This is a genomic window from Arthrobacter sp. Y3221157 (assembly GCF_059089865.1).
This window is the reverse complement of sequence record NZ_JBNHFD010000006.1, coordinates 67807-85793: the sequence shown is the minus strand read 5'-3', so window position 1 is coordinate 85793 and position 17987 is coordinate 67807. Positions and strand designations below refer to the sequence as shown.

The window sequence follows — 17987 nt, the reverse complement described above, 5'->3', positions numbered from 1 at the left end:
ATGCTCGCCTCAATCAGCCGCCGTGCCATCCTTGGCATCTACGCAATCATCATCATCGTCCCGCTGACGGTAGTGGGCTTCGGCAGCTTCAAGTCCACCCAGGAGCTCTTCGCCGGACCGTTCAGCCTGCCGCAGTCCCTGTCCCCCGTCAACTACGCGGAGGTGATCGGCGGCCAGGACCTCGGATCGTCCTTCATGAACAGCGTGATCGTCACCGCCATATCCGTGCCGGTCACCCTGTTCCTGGCCAGCCTGGCCGGCTACGCCATTTCCAGGTTGAAGGGCTTCATGTCATGGGCCATCTTCGGCTTCCTGGTCCTGGGCATGGCCATCCCGGCGCAGGCCAACATGGTGCCGCTGTACGTGCTGTTCGGCCGGCTGGGGCTGCTGGACAGCCTGGCCGGCCTGATCCTGGCCAATGTAGTGTCCACGCTGCCCATCGCCGTCTTCATCTTGGGGGGCTTCATGCGGACCCTGCCCAAGGAGCTCTACGAAGCATCATCCATCGACGGGACCGGTCCCTGGAAGACCTACGCCTCCATCGCCCTGCCGTTGTCCGCACCGTCCATCGCCGCCGCCGCGATCTTCCTGTTCGTCATCCACTGGAACGAGCTGCTCTACCCGCTGCTGTTCATCCAGTCCCCCGGCAACCGCACCCTGCCGCTGGCGCTGCTGAGCTTCCAGGGCGAGTTCCAGACCGACTACCCGCTGCTCTTCGCCGGGGTCATCCTGGCCTCCCTTCCCGTGGTGGTGGCGTACGTCTTCCTGCAGCGGTACTTCGTTGCAGGCATCACCGCCGGCGCCAGCAAGGGCTGAGCACCCCGGTCTCCTGCCCGCCCAACGAAAGGCATCATCCGTGAATTTGAAATCAGCCGGCCACCTGGTGAACGGCACCTGGCACGCCGCCGGCGGCACGAAGGACGTGACGGACCCCGGCAACGGCAGCACCGTGGGCGAGGTGGCCTGGGGCACCGGCGAGGACGCTACCCGGGCCGCCGACGCCGCTGCGCAGGCGTTCGGGTCCTGGTCCCGCACCACGGCCCGGAACCGGGCCGACCTGCTGCGCAACGCCGCCGACCTCCTGGCAGAACGCCGCGACGAACTCGCGCACACCCTGGCCCTGGAGGCCGGCAAGCGGCTCCCGGAGGCCCAGGGCGAGGTGGACTTCTCCGTGGAGTACTTCCGCTGGTTCGCCGAGGAAGTCCGCCGTGCCACCGGCACCATCAGCCCGCCCGAGTTGCAGGGCCGCCGCCACCTCAGCGGCCGGAAGCCCATCGGCGTGGCCCTCAGCCTGACGCCGTGGAACTTCCCGGTGTCCATCCAGGCCCGCAAGCTCGCCGCCATGCTCGCCGCCGGCTGCACCGTGGTGGGCCGGGTGTCCGAGAAGGCACCGCTCGCCGCCACCGGCCTGTTCGAGGTCCTGCACGACGCCGGGTTCCCGGCCGGCGTGGTCAACCTGGTCCACGGACCTTCCCGCGAGGTCACCGCGGCCCTGCTGGCCCACCCTGCCGTGCGGGCCGTCAGCTTCACCGGTTCCACTGGCGTGGGCCGGCAGATCATGGCCTCCGCCGCCGAACGCGTGGTCCGGCCATTGCTGGAACTGGGCGGCAACGCCCCGTTCATCGTCTTCGAGGACGCGGACCTGGACGCCGCCGTCGAAGGCGCCGTGCTGGGCAGGCTCCGCAACACCGGCCAATCCTGCGTGGCGGCCAACCGCTTCCTGGTCCAGGACAGCATCGCCGACGAATTCGCGGCACGGCTTGGTGCGCGCTTTGATGCCATGAGCATCGGGCACGGCGTTCCCGACGGCGGTGCGCCGGTCCCGGACCTGGGTCCGGTCATCGACGCGGACCGGGTGTCCGCCGTGCAGGCACTGGTGGACGACGCCCTGGATCGCGGTGCGCGCCGCGTGACACAACGGACCGACGTGCCGGGCCAGGGGTCCTTCCTGGCTCCCACGCTGCTGGCCGATGTTCCCGACGACGCCCCGCTGGTTGGCGAGGAAGTGTTCGGCCCGGCGGCCGGCGTCGTCACCTTCGCCACGGAGGAAGAGGCAATCCGGAAGGCCAACGCCACCGAAATGGGCCTCGCCGCGTACGTCTGGAGCGGCAGCCCGAAGCGCGGCTGGGAGATCCCGGAACAGCTCGAGGCCGGCATCGTGGGCGTCAACGACCCCCTGCCATCCGTGGCCTTCGCACCCATGGGTGGCGTCAAGCAGTCAGGCCTGGGCCGCGAAGGATCAAGCCTGGGCCTGGAGGAGTTCGAGGAGGTCCAGTACGTGGCCTGGAGGCCGTAAGTGCTGACCACCGGGCTGGTGCTGGGCGCCGTGGTGGTGGGTGCCGGGATGCAGCGGATCACCGGCATGGGCTTCGCCCTGGTGGCCGCCCCGTTCCTGGTCCTGCTGCTGGGCCCGGTGGAAGGCGTAGTGCTGGTGAACGTCTGCAGCGCTGTGACGGCCGGGGCCATCATCTTCCGCGTGGTCCGGGACGTCGATTGGCAGCGGTACCTGTGGCTGGCGGCCTCGGCGCTGCTCGGCATCATCCCGGCGGCATTCCTGATCCGGCTCATCCCGCCGGCGGTCCTGGAGATCTCCATCGGGGTGATCCTCGCCGTCGGGCTGACCGTCCTGCTGGTCCTCAAATCCGCCACCCTTCCGCCGCGGCGGCGCTATCTCCTGGCCGCCGGCGGCCTGAGCGGCTTCATGAACACGGCAGCCGGCGTGGGCGGGCCGGCGGTCAGCATGTACTCCATCGCCACCCGGTGGCAGCACAAGTCCTTCGCTGCCACCATGCAGCCGTACTTCTTCACGATCGGCGCGCTGTCCCTGGTCTCCAAGGCGGTGACTGCGCCGGCCACCTTCCCTGCCCTGCCCTGGGGCATGTGGGTGGGCGTCGCCGTCGCCTGCCTGGCCGGACTGGTGCTGGGCGACATCGCCGCAAGGTTCGTCCCCGCCCGCGCGGCGCAGATCCTGCTGATCATCCTGGCGTACCTGGGGGCGGCCGCCACCACCATCCGCGGCGTGCTCGACGCCGCCGGGTGACCCCAACGATTTCACCTGCACCTGTATCAGAGAGAGGAAATAACATGACGTGGCTGAACAGTGCCGCTCACGCACGATGGCTCGAGGCCGAGACCGACCGGCTGATCAATTTCGCCGCGGCGTCGAAGGTGCCCACGGGATTCGGCTGGCTCGACAACTACGGCAAGGTGTTTGCCGACAAGCCCACCCATCTCTGGATTACCGCGCGTATGGTCCACAGTTTTTCCGTTGCTGCCCTGCTGGGACGGCCCGGCGCGGGGACCCTCGTAGACCACGGCATCGCGGCGCTCAACGGGGGCTTCCATGATGACGAGTTCGGCGGCTGGTACGCCGAGATCAACGAAAACGGCCCGGTGAACGACACCAAGTCCGGCTACCAGCACTCCTTCGTGCTCCTCGCCGCTGCCAGCGCCGTGGCTGCAGGGCGCCCCGGCGCGCAGGAACTGCTGGACAAGGCGCTGCAGGTAGCCGACACGAAGTTCTGGGACCACAAGGCCAACATGTGCTTCGACTCCTGGAACCGGGAGTTCACCGAAACGGAGGCGTACCGCGGCGGGAACGCGAGCATGCACTCGGTGGAGGCGTACCTGATCGTGGCCGACGTGACCGGGGAAAACCGCTGGCTTGAGCGGGCCCTGCACATCGCCGAGGTGCTCATCCACCAGTTCGCCCGCAACAACAACTACCGGGTGTTCGAGCATTTCGACCCGGACTGGAACCCGATGCCGGAGTACAACACCGATGACCGGGCCAGCCAGTTCCGTGCGTACGGCGGCACCCCCGGACACTGGGTTGAGTGGGCGCGGCTGCTCCTCCACCTCCGGGCCGGGCTCGAAGCCCGCGGCCTGGCGGTCCCGGCCTGGCTGCTGGAAGACGCGCGCGGCCTGTTCGACGCCGCCATCCGCGACGCCTGGCAGCCGGACGGCCACCCCGGCTTTGTCTACACCGTGGACTGGGAAGGGAAGCCCGTAGTCACCACCCGCATCCGTTGGGTGCCCGCGGAGGCAATCGGAGGGGCTGCGGCCCTGTACATCGCCACGGGGGAAAAGCAGTACGCGGACTGGTACGAGCGCATCTGGGACCATGCCCGCGACTGGTTCATTGACTACGAGCACGGATCCTGGAAGCAGGAGCTCGACGAGAACGGCAATGTCACTTCCACCGTCTGGTCCGGCAAGGCGGACATCTACCACCTCTGGCACTGCCTGGTGGTCCCCCGCCTTCCGCTGGCGCCCGGGCTCGCCCCGGCCGTGGCCGCAGGCCTGCTGGACGCCCGGATCAGTGCGAACGAGCCGGCCAGGGAACCTGCCGGCCGCTAAGGGCGGAGCCCCGCCGCTGTCCCGGGGCTCCGCCTACAGCCGGCGCTGCCGGAACATCGGGAACTGTCCGCGCACCCGCTCCACCGTCTCCGGCAGGACCTCAACCACCCGGACCCCGGGCTCCAGGCCAAGGTCCGCCTCTGTCACGCCCATCGGGTCCACCAGCACGCTGCGGCCCACGGACACCGGCGGAGCCTGGCAGACGCCGGCCACGTAGACGCTGTTCTCGATGGCCCGGGCCGCGTTGAGGGCCAGCCACTGCCCGGTCTTGTGCGTGCCCGGCACCCACGACGAGGGGACCAGCAGGACGGTGGCGCCGGCGTCGGCCAGGGCCCTGGCGAGTTCCGGGAACCGCAGGTCGTAGCAGGTCAGCAGGCCGAACGGCAGCCCGCCGCACTCGAAGACCACCGGCTCCAGGGACGGGCCGGGGCTGATGAACCGGGATTCGTCGAAGCCCTGCGCGTCGAAAAGGTGGATCTTGCGGTAGGAAGCCAGCCGGCCGCCGTCAGGCCCGAATGCCACCAAGGTGTTGTAGGCCTTCCCCGGATTCTCCGCGGCTTCCACCACGCCCGCCACCAGCGCGATGCGGTGGCGGGCGGCGGTGGCGGCCAGTTCCCGGCAGACCGGGCCGTCCAGCGGCTCGGCCACCGCCGGGAACGTGGCGTCCACGATCTTCTTTTCGTAGGTGGCGTACTCCGGGAAGGCCACCAGGCCGGCGCCGTCCGCGGCGGCCTGCGCGGCGAAGCTGTCGATGGCCGCGAGGTTCGCCGCGATGTCCGTGCCGGATGCCAGCTGCCCGAGCGCTATCTTCACGCCTGTCCTTCCCGTTGCACTCCCGGAGGCCTGTGCTAGACCCCCGCCTCGACCGTGGCCTTTTCCGTGGCCGTCATCTCCGGCGGCGCCGCCTTGAAGCCGCGCGTGATCAGCGCCAGGACCAGCGCACCCAGGATGAGCCAGGAGACTCCCAGCGTAATGGCGTTGCTGTCCAGCCGGGAGAGCAGGTAGGCGCAGATGACGGCGCCGACAACCGGGACCGCCACGTAGGACAGCGGGTTCATGTTCTCCCCGGCCCGCCGCCGGCGGAGGTAGTGGAACACCACCGAGACGTTGACCAGCGTGAAGGCGGTGAACGCTCCGAAGTTGATGAACGACGTGGATGTGGCCACGTCCAGGAAGATCGCGATCAGGCCGACGGCGCCGGTGGCCACCAGGTTCAGCACCGGGGTGTGGAACTTCGGGTGGAGCCTGCCGAAGACGGCCTTGGGCAGGACGGAGTCGCGGCCCATCGCGTACAGCAGGCGGGAGGCGCTGGCCTGCGCGGCGAGGCCGGAGGCGAACTGCGCCACCACCAGGCCGGCCAGGAACACGGCGCCGAACAGCTGCCCGCCGATCTGCAGGGCAATGGAGCTGGCCGCGGACGCCGAGTCCTCGAACACGCCACCCGGGTGGACCAGCTGGGTCACATAGGACACCGCCACGAAGATGCCGCCGCCGATCAGGGCCACGAGCATAATGGCGCGCGGCACGGTCCGGCGCGGGTTCACGGTCTCCTCGGTGAGCGTGGTGACGGCGTCGAACCCCAGGAACGAGTACGCGGCAATGGCCGCGCCGGCGGAAATGGTGGCGAAGCTGGACGTGTCGTTGAAGAACGGCTGCCCGCTGGCCAGTCCCCCGGCGCCGTTGACGGACACCACGTTGCCGATGGCAAGCGCCACGAAGAACACCAGGACCAGCAGCTGGAAGGCCATCATCCGCCACCTTGATGCCCAGGATGTTCAGGATAGTGGTGACCAGGATGAAGCCCACAATCCAGACACCGATGGGGATGCCGGGGAACTGCGCGCTCAGGTACGAGCCGCCGATCAGCCAGATGACCATGGGCAGGAACAGGTAGTCCAGCAGCACCGCCCAGCCCACCATGAACCCGACCCGGGAATCGATGGACCGGCGGACGTACGTGTAAGCGGAACCAGCCACGGGGTGGGCCACGGCCATCCGGCCGTAGCTGTGCGCGGTGAAAAGCATGGCGGCCATCGCCACCAGGTACGCGGACGGGGTGGCGCCACCGGTGGTCTCGGCGATGATGCCGAAGATCCCCAGGACGATGATCGGGGTCAGGTACGCCAGCCCGAACAGGACCAGCGAGGGCAGCTTCAGCGTGCGGGTCAGGGTTGTTGTCACGGTGTTTCCTTAAGGCTTGTAGGACGGCGGCGTCCAGGTGGCCGGGTTGATCCGGCCTTGGTAGACGGGAAGTTCGACGGCGGGCTCCCCCTCGCGGAACTGCGACCAGGGGCGGTTGAGGTTCTCCGTGCCGTGCGTGCGGACGCGGTCGACGGCGGCCAGGTCCAGTTCCGCTGCGAGCAGGACCGGGGCGTCGTCGGGGGCCTCGACGATAGTGTTGCCCTCCGGGTCCACGATGATGCTTCTGCCCATGCCGGTGGGGCCGGCGCAGTTGACGCTGACCATAAACACCTGGTTGACGATGGCGTTGGCCTTGGCGAGGATCAGTTCCTGTTTGCGGTCCGGGGTGGTGGTTTTGACGACGTTGAGGATTACGTCGGCGCCCATCCAGGCGAGCTGGCGGGACACTTCCGGGTACCAGGCGTCGTAGCAGATGTTCAGCCCGACGCGTCCGATGCCGGGCAGGTCCACGGTGGTGAACCGGTCGCCGGGATCGTAGGGCTCGAACGGGCGCCACGGGAAAATCTTCCGGTAGTAGCCGGCGAGCTCCCCCTCCGGGGACAGCACCAGCTGGGTGTTGAACAGTTGGCCTTCGGGCCCGCGCTCGCAGACGCTGCCTGGCACTAGCCAGATCTTCAGGTCGGCGGCGAGTTCCCGCAGCTCCTTGACGCGCGTTCCGTCCAGGGGCTCGGCCGAGTCGCGCAGGACCGCGGTGCGCTGCTGGTCCGGAAAGGAGTCACCGAAGAGGTGAAGCTCGGGGAACACCAGCATTTTGGTATGGGGGGGCTTGGTGTCCAGGGCTGCCTGGACCTCTGCGGCGAAGGCGGATATTGGTTCGCCGATCAGCCGGGGCGGGGCCTGGGCGGCGAGGAGGGGAAGGACGCGGTGCATGGTGTTCTCCATGGAAGGGGCTGTGATCTGCACTATATTAGATCAGAATGATCAAATAAACGGAAGGGCGCAGATTTGGACCGTAAAGTAGCGGGTATGACGCCCCATGTGGAGGAGACTTCCGCCATTGGTTCATCCGCGCTCACCGGCATGGACCGCCGCAGCGCGATCGACGCGGTGCGGCTCCGGATCGGCATGGCCATCTCCCTGGGGCTGCTCAAGCCGGGCGAGCGGCTGCCGGACCAGGAGGACGTGGCACTGGGCCTCTCGGTCAGCCCCATCACCGCGCGCCGGGCACTTGCCAGCCTCGCCGAACAGGGCGTGCTGGTGCGCCGCCGGGGCCGCGGGGGCGGAACCTTCGTAGCCGACCATCCGCCGCGCGACGTCCTCGCGGAGCTTTCGGCCTCCCCGGCCGAGTCCCAGGCGGTCAACGAGCTGGTGGACCGGCGGCTGCTGTTCGAGTGCGCCGTCACCCACTACGCCGCCATCAACGCCACCGTGGAACAGCTGGACGAGCTGGAACGGCTGACCCGGGACATGGCCGCAGCAGCCAACTGGTCCGACTACCACCAGTCGGACGAGCAGTTCCACCAGCTGGTGGGATCCTCCTCGGGGCTGGGGACCGCCGTCGGGGTCTACCACGAGACCCTCGCGGAACTGTACGACTACTTCATCCCCTATCCCATCGACCTGCTGCACAAGTCCAACCAGGACCACATCGAACTCGTCAAGGCCCTCCGGAACGGCGATGTCCCGGCAGCGGTGGAGGTCTCCCGGCGGCACGTGGACATCCTGCACCGAACCATGTTCATGGGGCTGGCAGGCACGGCCGGGACGTAGCCGGGGAGGCGCGCAGGAGGACCTTGTCATGTACGTGACAGCGGTCCCGGTCCTGTAAATTTAAGGAAGGAATTTGTCCGGCCAGCAACGCCGCGTTCCACTCCCTCCCCCTTGAATGGACCCCCTTCGCATGCCTTCCGCGATGCCCGCGCCTGCCCCTGCCCGATTCCCCTATGCCGCGATGGCGGTCCTGGCCACCATCGCCTTTACGGCCATCACCACGGAGCTCCTGCCCTCCGGCCTGCTGCCGCAGATCAGCAGCGGCCTGAACGTATCCGAGCCCGTGGCCGGCTACCTTGCCGCCGCCTACGCCGCCGTCATTGTGGTCACGGTGGTTCCGGCCGCGCGGCTGCTGGCGGGGATCCCCCGGCATGCCCTGCTGGTGGGCCTGGTGGTCACGTTCGCGGCCAGCAACGCCTGGGTGGGCCTCGCCCCGGATTTTACGACGGCGATGATCGCCCGGATGGTGGGCGGACTGGCGCATGGCCTGCTCTGGACCACCATGGCGCCGTTCGTCACGAGGGTGGTTCCGGCGGACAAGGTGGGCAAGGCCCTGGCCATCGTATTCAGCGGCAACAGCCTGGGGCTGGCCATCGGCGCGCCGCTGGGTACCGCGCTCGGCGGGTTCCTCGGCTGGCGGGCCGGATTCCTGGTGCTGGCGGGATTCGGCCTGGTCCTGGCGGTCCTGGCTTTCTTCCTCCTGCCGCGGGTCCAGCGGATCTCCGACGCCGCCCGGCCCTCCATGCGCCGTGCCGTCAGCCAGCCCGGAGTGAAGGCGGTGGCCACCGCCTGGCCTATGCTAGTCCTGGCGCACTTCGCGCTGTTCACCTACATCGCCCCGTTCGTGCGCGATGCCGGCCTGCCGGACTACGCCATCAGCCTTTCCCTGACCGTCCTCGGCGCCTCGGGCCTGCTGGGCATCTGGGTGGCGGGCCTCACCGTGGACTCGCATCCGCGGCGATCGCTGATCATCACGACGGCGGCAATCGCCGCATCGATGTTCCTGTTGCCTTTGGCTTCGGGCAACCTTCCGCTGGCCCTTGTGCTGATGACGGTCTGGGGCGCGGGACTAGGAGCAATCGGCATCTACAACCAGGCGGCCATCCTTCGCGCCGGCGGCGAGTACCAGGAGGCGGCCAACGGACTGACCGTGCTCACCATCCAGCTGGGCATCACCGTCGGTGCACTGTATGGCTCCGGCGCCGTGGTTGCCGGCGGCCCGCTGCTGGTTCCGGTTGCCGCAGCACTGCCGGTGGTGGCGGCGCTGGCCATCACCCTTGCCGGCAAGCGGCATGCCTACCCGCCGGGACCGCGGGAGCAGGTGTGGCTGGAGCCGCGGCCGGTGACGGCGGCCAAGGTGAAGGATCCCGCCTAGGCCAACACCTCCGCCGTCGCCAGCAGGATATTGCGCTGGCTCCCGTAGTGAACACGCAGGGAGCCGGCCAGATCGTGCAGCCAGCCGGGGCCAGCCGGGTTAGTGTCCAGGACACGGGGAGCCTCCAGCAGCTGCTGCGCGGCAAAGTCTGCCCGGGGCAGGACCAGTTCCCGCGGCCCGAGCCCGATGCCTGACGCCCACTGGTAGCCGTCGAGGAAGGCCACGAGGAGCTCCGGATATTCCGGGAATCCGGGCTGCGGTCCCAGCAGGTCCCGCGCCGCCGAGGCCACATCCGCCGCAGCCGTCATTACCCTGGCTTCGTCGAAGTCGAAGCCTGTAAATCCCCTGCCGGTCCAGCGGAGGTTGTCCAGTTCGAAGTCGCCATGGCCCATCACCAGCGGCACCGCCGGACCGGCGGCCATGAGCCCGGCCAGGCGCTTCGCCGCCTCCTCCAGTTCCGGATCCGCCATCACGGACGCTGCTTCGGCCAGGGCGTCGAACGGTGCCGGCGCGTCCGGTTGAAGTGGAACGGCCAGGGGGCCCGCGGCGTCCTGGAAGGCTCCCAGCGCCGCGCCCCAAGCCGCGGCAGCACCGGCGTCGATCCCTTCAACGTCCAGCTCATCGCCGTCCACCTTGCCTGCCACGCTGGCGTACATGTCCCCGAGCGGAGTGCGCACCAGCTCCAGGGCGGCGCCTGCCAGGGAGGGGAAGGATGGCGCGACGGCGGCACCGGCAGCCGCCAGACGCGAATGGAACCGCGAGCCGCGGGCAAGTCGGCCTCCTGCAGGCTCTGTTGCCGGCGCGAACCGCGCGTAAAGGACCCCCCGGGGATCGGCTCCCGGCGGGGCAACGAACACGTGGGCCGCGGACGAACGCCAAAAGCGGAGAGTGCCCTCGGGCATGCCCCACCGCTCACCCACGGCATCGGCAACCGGCGAGCGCCATTCGTGATCTACGGTGTCCCGCAGCGATGCGATCTGGCTCAGAGGCAACATGGAGAAATCTTTACATGTCCTGGCTACAGATCTTGTCACGCGGACAGCCTCGCCAACAGCTCACCCCGGCTGCCCACTCCCACCTTCCCAAAGATCGATTTCAGGTGGTCGTGCACGGTGTGCGGGGAGATGAACAGGTGCCCGGCTATGGCAGCGCTGGAGTTGCCGGACATGAGCTCCAGGCAGACCTCCTGTTCGCGGGGCGTCAGGCCGTAGGCCGAGAGCAGCAGGGTGAGCACCTGGCGGGTGGACGCGGGCTCCACGGTCACTACCATCTGCCGGGGATCGTCGCCGGTGATCAGCCGGCTGGCCTGCAGGACCACCCAGCTGCCGCCGGCGTCCCGCATGCGGGCCCGGGCCGTGCCGGAGGGCGCGGCTTTTGCCTGGGCGACCACCGCGAACAGCACCATGCTGAACTGGCCGGGGGCGGCGTCGTCCAGGTCCTTGAGCCACGAGACCGCGGCCGGCGTCGCTGCCCGCAGCTCGCCGTGCTCACCGGCCAGGACAATCACGGGTCCATCGGGCTGCCACAGCTGGTTTCGCACCCGAGCCGCGACACGGGTGGCGGCGACGAGCGCGGCGGTGACGGCAGCCAGGAATTCCACCTCGCGGTCGCTGAAGTCCCGGCCGCCTTCCCGGAAGAGGCTGCCCACGCCCCAGCACGATTGGTCCACCCGGAACGCTCCGCGGAGCTCGTGCACTAGGCCAATGGGACGCAGCAGGTCGTTCACCCGCACGCTGCCGGCCACCTCATGCCTGGGGGCGTCGGAGATCCGTGCCACCGGAACGGGACGCAGGGCGAGCCGGGCGAAGGTGTTGGGTTCGGTGCCCTCATATTCGGACTGGGCAAAGCGGATAGCGTACTCGTCCGTGACGGGCCAGGGCCGCCAGTTGGTCACGGAGTTCATCACCATATTTTCAGGGTCGACGCCGGCCCAGCAGGCCTGGTCGAACGGCACCGACTGCCGCACCAGCCCGAGGGCGGCGCGGTAGAGGTCCGCCAGATCCAGTCCACCGGCAGCAAGCACCGCGATTTCCCGGCGGGCACGCTCCGCGCGCTCCTCCCACATAGGTCCAGTATCCGCCGCCGGGGACGGCCTGCAATCCCCTGTTTTGGGGATGGGACATTGCGCTGGCTGCGCCTAGCCTTCGAGCATGAACATGGTGTCCCAGGTATTCGCGGTGCTGGCGGTGGTGGTCTACGTCGGCGTGTTTCCGGTGGAGAGTTTCCTGCTGAGGCGAAAACCGTGGGCGCAGAAGTTCCTGAGCACGCCGCCGGAAAACGTCCCCGCCGTGATGATGTGGGCCATCCCCACCGGCTACAGGAACCTGGTGGTCGCGCTGGGCGTGGTTGCCGGGCTGGTGGCCGTGAACATTGGTGAACTGGTAGTGGGCTACACCCTGGTGGTCTACTGCTGCCTCAACATGGTGCTCACCGCACCCACCATGCTGCTGGCGGACCTGCAGGGACACTATCCGAAGAAATGGGAGAGCGTCCCTGGCACGCTGGCCGCCACGCTGCCGGCCCTGCTCGCCCTGGTTTTCCTGCCCCTGGGGCCATAGGCGTCCGGCACCGGGCACACGCTATTGACCGCCCCGGGGGGCCGCCAGATACTTGGAGTGCCGTTGCCAATCGCACCCGTTCAAGGTGCGTACTCCACGTTCATCCCGGCCGGATCGGTGAGGACCCGGCACTGTATCCGGCGAGGTCAGACCATGGAACAAGGCCGTTCAGAAGACCAGATCACCCAGGCACTGGAAGGGTTGCGCAGCCAGCTCAGCGGCAGCCTGCTCCAGCCCGGCGACGCCGGCTACGAGGACGCGCGCCGGGTTTGGAACGGCATGCATGACCTGCATCCCCGGGCCATTGCCCTGGCCGGTTCCGTGGCGGACATCGACCCCGTCCTGGCCGCAGCCCGCAGCACCGGCCTGGTGCTGGCGGTCCGGGGCGGCGGACACAATGTGGCCGGGCACGGCAGCGTGGAGGGCGGCCTGGTCCTGGACCTGAGCAGGCTGCGTGAGGTAGCCGTGGATCCGGTTACGCGCCTGGTCACCGTGGAGCCGGGCGCAACCCTGGCGGACGTGGACAGGGCGACGGTGGAGCACGGCCTGGCGGTCCCCATCGGGGTCATCAGCGCCACGGGCATCGCCGGGCTTACTCTCGGGGGCGGCGTCGGCTGGCTCACGCGGAGCAACGGGCTGGCGCTCGACAACCTGAACTCGGTGCACATCGTCACGGCCGCCGGCGACCACCTCCGCGCGAGTGAGCATGAAAACGCTGAGCTTTTCTGGGGAGTGCGCGGCGGCGGCGGCAATTTCGGCGTCGTTTCCTCCTTCACGTTCCGTGCCCGGCCGCTTCCCCAGCCCGTCCTGGGCGGGAACCTCTTCTATGCTCCCGAGCACTGGAAGGACGCCCTGGCCGGTTTCGAGACTTGGACCCGGGACCTGCCGGACGAGATGAACCCGATTGTCAGCTTCATCGCTTTTCCTGCGGAGTTCGGACTGGGCGACGCCGTCTGGATGGTCATCGGGTGCGCCTGGGCGGGCACCGACCACCAGCCCGGACTGGACCTCATCGATCAGTTGCGGAAACTCGCGCCGCCGGACCAGGAGGAGGTGGGCCCGGTTTCCTGGATCGAGTGGCAAAGCGCCATGGACAGCCTCTTCCCCACCGGCTCACGGGGCTACTGGAAGAACGTCTCCTTCTCCCGGTTGGACGGGGAAGTCATCGACGTGGTGGCAGGTATTGCCTCCGAGGTGCAGTGGCGGGGCACCGGGATCGACATCCACCTCCTGGGCGGAGCCTTCAGCCGGGTCCCGGAGGAGTCCACCGCCTACCCCAACAGGTCCTCGAGGTTCCTGCTGAACGTCTACGGCTTCTGGTCCGACGCGGACGACGACGTACGCCTCACCGAGTTTGCGCGGCAGGCACACGCACGGATGCAGCCCTTCGCGGAACAGGGTGAATACCTGAATTTCCTGGGCGGCGAAACCCGCCAGGACCCGCACGCCGCACGCCTGACCTACGGTGCGGACAAGTACGACAACCTCATCGGCCTCAAGCAGCGGTACGACCCCGGCAACCTCTTCAGCCGAAACCACAACATCCAGCCCCGCCAGCCGTCCACCGCCCCGTAGTGAGGCCCCGCCGCGGACGGGAAGAGCAATGGGACCTCTTGATATGTGACCATTTGGTCACCTATGATGAAGGCATGGACGACGTGTTCAAAGCACTCGCCGACCCCACCCGCCGGGACCTCCTGGATGAGCTGTTCCGGGAGGATGGCCAAACCCTGAGCGCACTTGAGGCACGGTTCGCCATGACCCGGTTCGGGATCGCCAAGCACCTCCGCCTGCTGGAGGATGCGGGCCTGGTGGTGACCCGCCGTCGGGGACGGGAAAAGCTGCACTTCCTGAACCCGGTACCCATCCGCCTGGTCCACGACCGTTGGGTGAGCAAATACGCAGAACCATGGGCCGCTGGCCTCAGCGACCTCAAATCCAGATTGGAAAGTCCCATGGAAAAGATCTTCGAGATTTACATCAAGACCACACCCGAGCGGCTGTGGGAAGCCATCACGGACAGCGACATCCGCAGCAAGTACCAGTTCGGGAACACCATTGAGTCAGACTGGACGCCGGGCGGTCGCTTTGTGATGAACAACGTCAAGGCTGACGCACCGCTGGGTGAAGGCGAAAACCTGGAAGTGGACCCGCCCCGCCGGCTCGTCCAGACCATGCGGGCGCTGTGGGGCGAGGACGTCAAGGCCGAGGGGACCTCCAAGATCACGTGGGGGATCGAACCCGTGGGCGACTCATGCCGGCTGACCGTCACCCACAGCGACCTCCGCGAAGGCGCCAACGAGCAGCTCTACGGCGGCTGGCCGATGATCCTGTCCGGCCTGAAGACCTGGCTGGAAACGGGACAGAAGTTCACCACGCCCGGCTCGCTGATGTACACCTAGGGCTCGACGACGGCGGCGTTCCGGTACGGCAGCCGCTACTTTCGCAGGGACGCGGCGGGCTCAGGTCCGCCGCGTGCCGTCCCACCTGCGCTGGCGCAGCTTCCGGCTGGCCACCAGGGAGCCGCCCATGAACAGCACGCCCAGGACCACCGCGGCCACCCCAACATAGAACCAGCCGCCCCGGGTGAAGATCATCAGCGCAACACCGATGATGCCCAATCCCTTGGCGGCGATATCCAGGTACAGCTGAACCTTCGGAGAGTCCATACGTCCACGATAATCCCGGCGTGCTAGTCCCTGAGGCTTCTGTCCAGGAACGAGAGGGTCCGGTTCCATGCGTCGGCCGCAGCTTCGGCGTTGTAGGTGTACCTGTTGGTGTCATTGAAGAAGGCATGGCCCGTCTCCGGATACACCACGGTTTCAAAATCCACGCCCGCTGCCGCCATCCGCCGCTTCAGCCCGGGCAGCTCCTCCATCAGGGCAGTATCCTTCCCCCCGTAGAACGCCAGGACCGGACAGGCGATGGCTCCGAGCTCCCGCGTCTTTGAACTCGGCGTGGCCGTAGAAGGGAACGGCCGCACGCAGCCTGGGTTCGGCTGCGGCCAGGGAAAAGGTGTAGGTCCCGCCCAGGCAGAAGCCCGTCGCGGCAACTCGGCCGGCCAGTCCCGGCACACCATCCAGGTGTTCGAAACAGGTCCGGAGGCCGGCAACGGCGTGCTTGGCATATTCCGGCGAGCGCATTGGCGCCATGTGCTTCCGCATTCGGGGCTGCGCGTTGCTGCGCTGTTCGGGGTCGAACACCGCTTTTTGAAGCTCCCCGCTCAGGTCCGGCACGCCCCCGGCTCCGGACAGCAGGTCCGGCGCGACCACCAGGTAGCCTGCCGCGGCATACCGGTCCGCGACGTCCTTGATGTGGTCCACCAGGCCCCACACCTCATGCACCACCACCAGGCCGCCCTTGGGTGTTCCCGGGGGCTCAGCAACATAGGCCTGCACTGAGGTTGCAGCGTTTCCCAGAGTGATCATGTTTCCCATGGGGCCAGCATGGCACGGCGTCCAAACGCTTCCTAGGGGTGGTGCTGGGCCTCCCGCTGCCGCCACAGCAGGCTCAGGCAGAACGTCACCGCGCACAGGACCATCATGGCGAGCACCATCCGCGCCCAGCTTTCCTGGTCCACCCCGCCGGCCGCGAAGACGCCGATCATCACGGTGGCGGTAATGGCGCCCACGTACCGGCACGTCTGGTAAATCCCCGCCGCCACTCCCCGCTCCTGCGGCCGGGTGGACACGAACATGCCCTGGTTGGAGGCAATCCCCACCGTCCCGTAGGGCACGCCCATGAGGGCGGTCATCACCACCACCAGCGGTATGGCAAGGCTGCCGGTCAGCAGCCACATCAGCCCGGCCGCAGCGGTCAGCAGGACGACGCCGGCAAGCAGGACTCGCCGTACCCCGAACTTTCCCATCGCCTTGACCGCCCACGGCGTGGCTACCACGGACATCCCGGCCAGCGGCAGCATCAGCAGGCCCACAACGCCGGGATCGTAGCCGCCGGCTTCCTGCAGTAGCTGCGGCAGGCCAAAGAAGACGAAGTAGTAGACGCTGCTGAACACCGCGAACGCCAGGTACACCAGCATCAGCGGCCGGTTCCGCCCCAGCAGGCGAAGGTCCAGGAAGGGCCGGGTGAAGTGGAGCTCGCGCCAGGCGAAGACGGCAGCGATCACTGTTCCCGCGCCCAGCATCCACCAGCGGTAGCTGGGCAGCACATTGAGCGCGGCCATCATCACCAGCATCAGCGCGGCCACGAATGCCAGGATCCCGGGGATGTCGGAGTCCCGCAACAGCTCGGCCACGCTCCCCCGCTCCCTGGCCTCGTCCGGCGGAGCCGCCTGCCGGACGACTAGCAGCGCGGCCAGCGCGAGCGGAACGTTGACCAGGAACAGTGCTTCCCAGCCCACCAGGCTGACCAGCAGCCCGCCCACAACGGGCCCGACGGCGGCAGCGGACGTGTTTGCCATCTGCAGCCGTCCCAGCGGGCGGGCCGGTTCCATTCCGGCACGGTGCGCGATGGCACCCACCATCACCACGGCGCTTGGGTAGGCGGTGGCTGTGCCGAGCGCCATCACCGCCCGGGCAACGCAGAGGAGCGCGAAATTCGGGGCGAACGGTGCCAGGGCACAGGTGACGGCCACCAGGGCCATGCCCAGCATGAACATCCGGCGCGGTCCGAACCGGTCCGCCAGCCTCCCCATTACCGGCTGGCCCGCCGCGGAGGCGAGGTAGAAGGACGTGACCACCCAGGTGACGGCGGCGACGTCGAGCCCGAAATCGGCGCGGAGCACCACGAGGGCCACGGCGATCATGGAGGAGTTGAGGGGGTTCAGTGCCGTGCCCAGGCTGAGGCCGGCGACGGCCAGGGCAGTCCGGGGGTTGTTGCTCACGGTGACAGTCTGGTGCAATGTGCGGCCGGGAAGCGACTTTCGTGGTCGGGAGCGTCCTCCGGCCGCGGGGCTCTTACTTCCCGGCCGGGGTCAGCGGGAACAGGGCGTCCTCAACCGCGCCTGTCAGCTCCCGGATCAGCTCCGCCTGTTCCGGTTCCTCGAAGCCCTCGGGATTCTCGGTGTAGATCACCAGCGCGAAGGTGGAGCCACGGTAGGTCAGGAGCGCGGCGTCATGGAGTTCCCCGTCCATCTCCCCGTATTTGTGCTGCACCTCGATGCCGGCGCGGGAGCCGGCGGGGATAAGGTCGTCGTTGTTGGTGTCTTCCATGTATCCGAGCAGCTCCGCCGTGTTGGCTTCGTTGAGCAGTTCCCCCGAATGCAGCTTCTTGAGGACCAGCGCCATGTCTGCGGCGGTCAGCAGGTTCTGTTCGGGATCGTAGGTGACGCCGATGGAGGCCGCGTAGTCGATCAGCCGGGGGTAGCCCACGGCGTCCATCAGCAGCAGCCACGAATCGTTGTTGCTCTGGTTCACCATGGCCTCCATTTGGAAGGCGGCGTCGTAATCCCCCATCGGGTCATCAAAGCTGGCCTCCCCGGCTTCGACCAGATGGTAGAAGGCTGCCGCGGTGATCAGCTTGGCGGTGCTGGCGGCCGTGAACACGCCGGTATCACCGAACGTCAATTCGGCATCGCCCGAGACGTCCGCCAGCGCGACTCCCACCCGGTAGTCGCCGGCCTCTTCGAGGAGGGACTCAATCTTGTCCTGCAGCGAGTCAGGGGCGGCAGCTACCGGCTCGGCCGGGACGGGGGCGGCGGCCGTGGGCGCAGCAGTCCCGATGAATGGCTCAGACCGGACCACGGCCAGGGCGATGGTGGCTACGATGACCAGCGCGACGGCGCACAACAGGAGCGCCACCTTCCTCCGTCCGTGGCGGACGGG

The 17987-nt window shown here is 68.1% G+C and carries 18 protein-coding genes and 2 pseudogenes; 10 read left to right on the top strand and 10 right to left on the bottom strand.

Annotated features, from left to right (window positions below; genetic code table 11):
* Genes AC5RTT_RS03710 through AC5RTT_RS03695 form a run of 4 tightly spaced genes read left to right on the top strand, consistent with a single transcriptional unit; the run spans nt 1 to nt 4359 of the window.
* Entirely contained in the window at nt 1–816 is an 816-nt protein-coding gene (locus tag AC5RTT_RS03710; RefSeq protein WP_494144048.1) for a carbohydrate ABC transporter permease, read from the top strand.
* Between the two features lie 40 nt (nt 817–856).
* Nucleotides 857–2296 (top strand): NAD-dependent succinate-semialdehyde dehydrogenase, encoded by a 1440-nt coding sequence (locus tag AC5RTT_RS03705; RefSeq protein WP_494144047.1) that lies wholly within the window; start codon nt 857–859, stop codon nt 2294–2296.
* Nucleotides 2297–3040, top strand: a complete 744-nt coding sequence (locus AC5RTT_RS03700; RefSeq protein WP_494144046.1) for a sulfite exporter TauE/SafE family protein — start codon at nt 2297–2299, stop codon at nt 3038–3040.
* 44 nt (nt 3041–3084) lie between these two features.
* A complete protein-coding gene (locus tag AC5RTT_RS03695) occupies nt 3085–4359 on the top strand; it encodes an AGE family epimerase/isomerase (protein ID WP_494144045.1) in 1275 nt (424 codons plus the stop codon).
* A 33-nt stretch (nt 4360–4392) separates the two neighbouring features.
* Here AC5RTT_RS03695 and AC5RTT_RS03690 read toward each other — a convergent pair whose 3' ends face one another.
* From AC5RTT_RS03690 to AC5RTT_RS03680, 3 genes and pseudogenes are all read right to left on the bottom strand, one after another.
* Entirely contained in the window at nt 4393–5172 is a 780-nt protein-coding gene (locus AC5RTT_RS03690; protein ID WP_494144055.1) for a carbon-nitrogen hydrolase family protein, read from the bottom strand.
* Nucleotides 5173–5207: 35 nt separating this feature from the next.
* Nucleotides 5208–6110, bottom strand: coding sequence for an APC family permease (locus AC5RTT_RS03685; RefSeq protein ID WP_494144044.1), 903 nt, complete (start codon nt 6108–6110; stop codon nt 5208–5210).
* Between the two features lie 64 nt (nt 6111–6174).
* Nucleotides 6175–6441, bottom strand: a pseudogene (locus AC5RTT_RS03680) (Putrescine importer PuuP); the annotation flags it as partial.
* Between AC5RTT_RS03680 and AC5RTT_RS03675 the strand changes: the two are divergent.
* Entirely contained in the window at nt 6374–6553 is a 180-nt protein-coding gene (locus AC5RTT_RS03675; protein WP_494144043.1) for a hypothetical protein, read from the top strand. The pseudogene AC5RTT_RS03680 and the gene AC5RTT_RS03675 overlap by 68 nt on opposite strands.
* Here AC5RTT_RS03675 and AC5RTT_RS03670 read toward each other — a convergent pair.
* Nucleotides 6550–7464 (bottom strand): carbon-nitrogen hydrolase family protein, encoded by a 915-nt coding sequence (locus tag AC5RTT_RS03670; RefSeq protein WP_494144042.1) that lies wholly within the window; start codon nt 7462–7464, stop codon nt 6550–6552. The genes AC5RTT_RS03675 and AC5RTT_RS03670 overlap by 4 nt on opposite strands.
* Before the next feature lie 63 nt (nt 7465–7527).
* Between AC5RTT_RS03670 and AC5RTT_RS03665 the strand changes: the two genes are divergently transcribed.
* Both AC5RTT_RS03665 and AC5RTT_RS03660 read left to right on the top strand, forming a co-directional pair.
* Complete coding sequence (locus AC5RTT_RS03665; protein ID WP_494052883.1) at nt 7528–8271, top strand: FadR/GntR family transcriptional regulator; 744 nt, start codon at nt 7528–7530, stop codon at nt 8269–8271.
* 130 nt (nt 8272–8401) lie between these two features.
* Complete coding sequence (locus tag AC5RTT_RS03660; RefSeq protein ID WP_494144041.1) at nt 8402–9646, top strand: MFS transporter; 1245 nt, start codon at nt 8402–8404, stop codon at nt 9644–9646.
* Here the strand turns inward: AC5RTT_RS03660 and AC5RTT_RS03655 are convergent.
* The gene (locus AC5RTT_RS03655) at nt 9643–10641 is read right to left on the bottom strand and encodes a phosphotransferase (RefSeq protein WP_494144040.1); all 999 of its coding nucleotides are present in this window, start codon (nt 10639–10641) and stop codon (nt 9643–9645) included. The genes AC5RTT_RS03660 and AC5RTT_RS03655 overlap by 4 nt on opposite strands.
* 35 nt (nt 10642–10676) lie before the next feature.
* On the bottom strand, nt 10677–11711 hold the full coding sequence (locus AC5RTT_RS03650; protein ID WP_494144039.1) for a helix-turn-helix transcriptional regulator: 1035 nt from the start codon (nt 11709–11711) through the stop codon (nt 10677–10679).
* Nucleotides 11712–11796: 85 nt separating this feature from the next.
* Between AC5RTT_RS03650 and AC5RTT_RS03645 the strand changes: the two genes are divergently transcribed.
* From AC5RTT_RS03645 to AC5RTT_RS03635, 3 genes are all read left to right on the top strand, one after another.
* Nucleotides 11797–12204: a DUF1304 family protein gene (locus AC5RTT_RS03645; protein WP_494052879.1), complete on the top strand. Its 408-nt coding sequence runs from the start codon at nt 11797–11799 to the stop codon at nt 12202–12204.
* A 153-nt stretch (nt 12205–12357) separates the two neighbouring features.
* A complete protein-coding gene (locus AC5RTT_RS03640) occupies nt 12358–13779 on the top strand; it encodes an FAD-binding oxidoreductase (protein WP_494052878.1) in 1422 nt (473 codons plus the stop codon).
* Between the two features lie 74 nt (nt 13780–13853).
* Nucleotides 13854–14606: an ArsR/SmtB family transcription factor gene (locus AC5RTT_RS03635; RefSeq protein ID WP_494144038.1), complete on the top strand. Its 753-nt coding sequence runs from the start codon at nt 13854–13856 to the stop codon at nt 14604–14606.
* A gap of 60 nt (nt 14607–14666) precedes the next feature.
* Here AC5RTT_RS03635 and AC5RTT_RS03630 read toward each other — a convergent pair whose 3' ends face one another.
* From AC5RTT_RS03630 to AC5RTT_RS03615, 4 genes and pseudogenes are all read right to left on the bottom strand, one after another.
* Complete coding sequence (locus AC5RTT_RS03630) at nt 14667–14873, bottom strand: hypothetical protein (protein ID WP_494011624.1); 207 nt, start codon at nt 14871–14873, stop codon at nt 14667–14669.
* 23 nt (nt 14874–14896) lie between these two features.
* Nucleotides 14897–15632, bottom strand: a pseudogene (locus AC5RTT_RS03625) (dienelactone hydrolase family protein).
* Nucleotides 15633–15673: 41 nt separating this feature from the next.
* Nucleotides 15674–17047: an MFS transporter gene (locus AC5RTT_RS03620; protein ID WP_494144037.1), complete on the bottom strand. Its 1374-nt coding sequence runs from the start codon at nt 17045–17047 to the stop codon at nt 15674–15676.
* A gap of 73 nt (nt 17048–17120) precedes the next feature.
* Complete coding sequence (locus tag AC5RTT_RS03615) at nt 17121–17963, bottom strand: serine hydrolase (RefSeq protein WP_494144036.1); 843 nt, start codon at nt 17961–17963, stop codon at nt 17121–17123.
* Nucleotides 17964–17987: the final 24 nt, after the last annotated feature.

Coding starts and splice junctions, on each gene's coding strand:
- AC5RTT_RS03665 (WP_494052883.1), top strand. CDS start 7,528: ATGACGCCCCATGTGGAGGAGACTTCCGCCATTGGTTCATCCGCGCTC.
- AC5RTT_RS03710 (WP_494144048.1), top strand. CDS start 1: ATGCTCGCCTCAATCAGCCGCCGTGCCATCCTTGGCATCTACGCAATC.
- AC5RTT_RS03660 (WP_494144041.1), top strand. CDS start 8,402: ATGCCTTCCGCGATGCCCGCGCCTGCCCCTGCCCGATTCCCCTATGCC.
- AC5RTT_RS03650 (WP_494144039.1), bottom strand. CDS start 11,711: ATGTGGGAGGAGCGCGCGGAGCGTGCCCGCCGGGAAATCGCGGTGCTT.
- AC5RTT_RS03655 (WP_494144040.1), bottom strand. CDS start 10,641: ATGTTGCCTCTGAGCCAGATCGCATCGCTGCGGGACACCGTAGATCAC.
- AC5RTT_RS03635 (WP_494144038.1), top strand. CDS start 13,854: ATGGACGACGTGTTCAAAGCACTCGCCGACCCCACCCGCCGGGACCTC.
- AC5RTT_RS03640 (WP_494052878.1), top strand. CDS start 12,358: ATGGAACAAGGCCGTTCAGAAGACCAGATCACCCAGGCACTGGAAGGG.
- AC5RTT_RS03630 (WP_494011624.1), bottom strand. CDS start 14,873: ATGGACTCTCCGAAGGTTCAGCTGTACCTGGATATCGCCGCCAAGGGA.
- AC5RTT_RS03685 (WP_494144044.1), bottom strand. CDS start 6,110: ATGATGGCCTTCCAGCTGCTGGTCCTGGTGTTCTTCGTGGCGCTTGCC.
- AC5RTT_RS03695 (WP_494144045.1), top strand. CDS start 3,085: ATGACGTGGCTGAACAGTGCCGCTCACGCACGATGGCTCGAGGCCGAG.
- AC5RTT_RS03645 (WP_494052879.1), top strand. CDS start 11,797: ATGAACATGGTGTCCCAGGTATTCGCGGTGCTGGCGGTGGTGGTCTAC.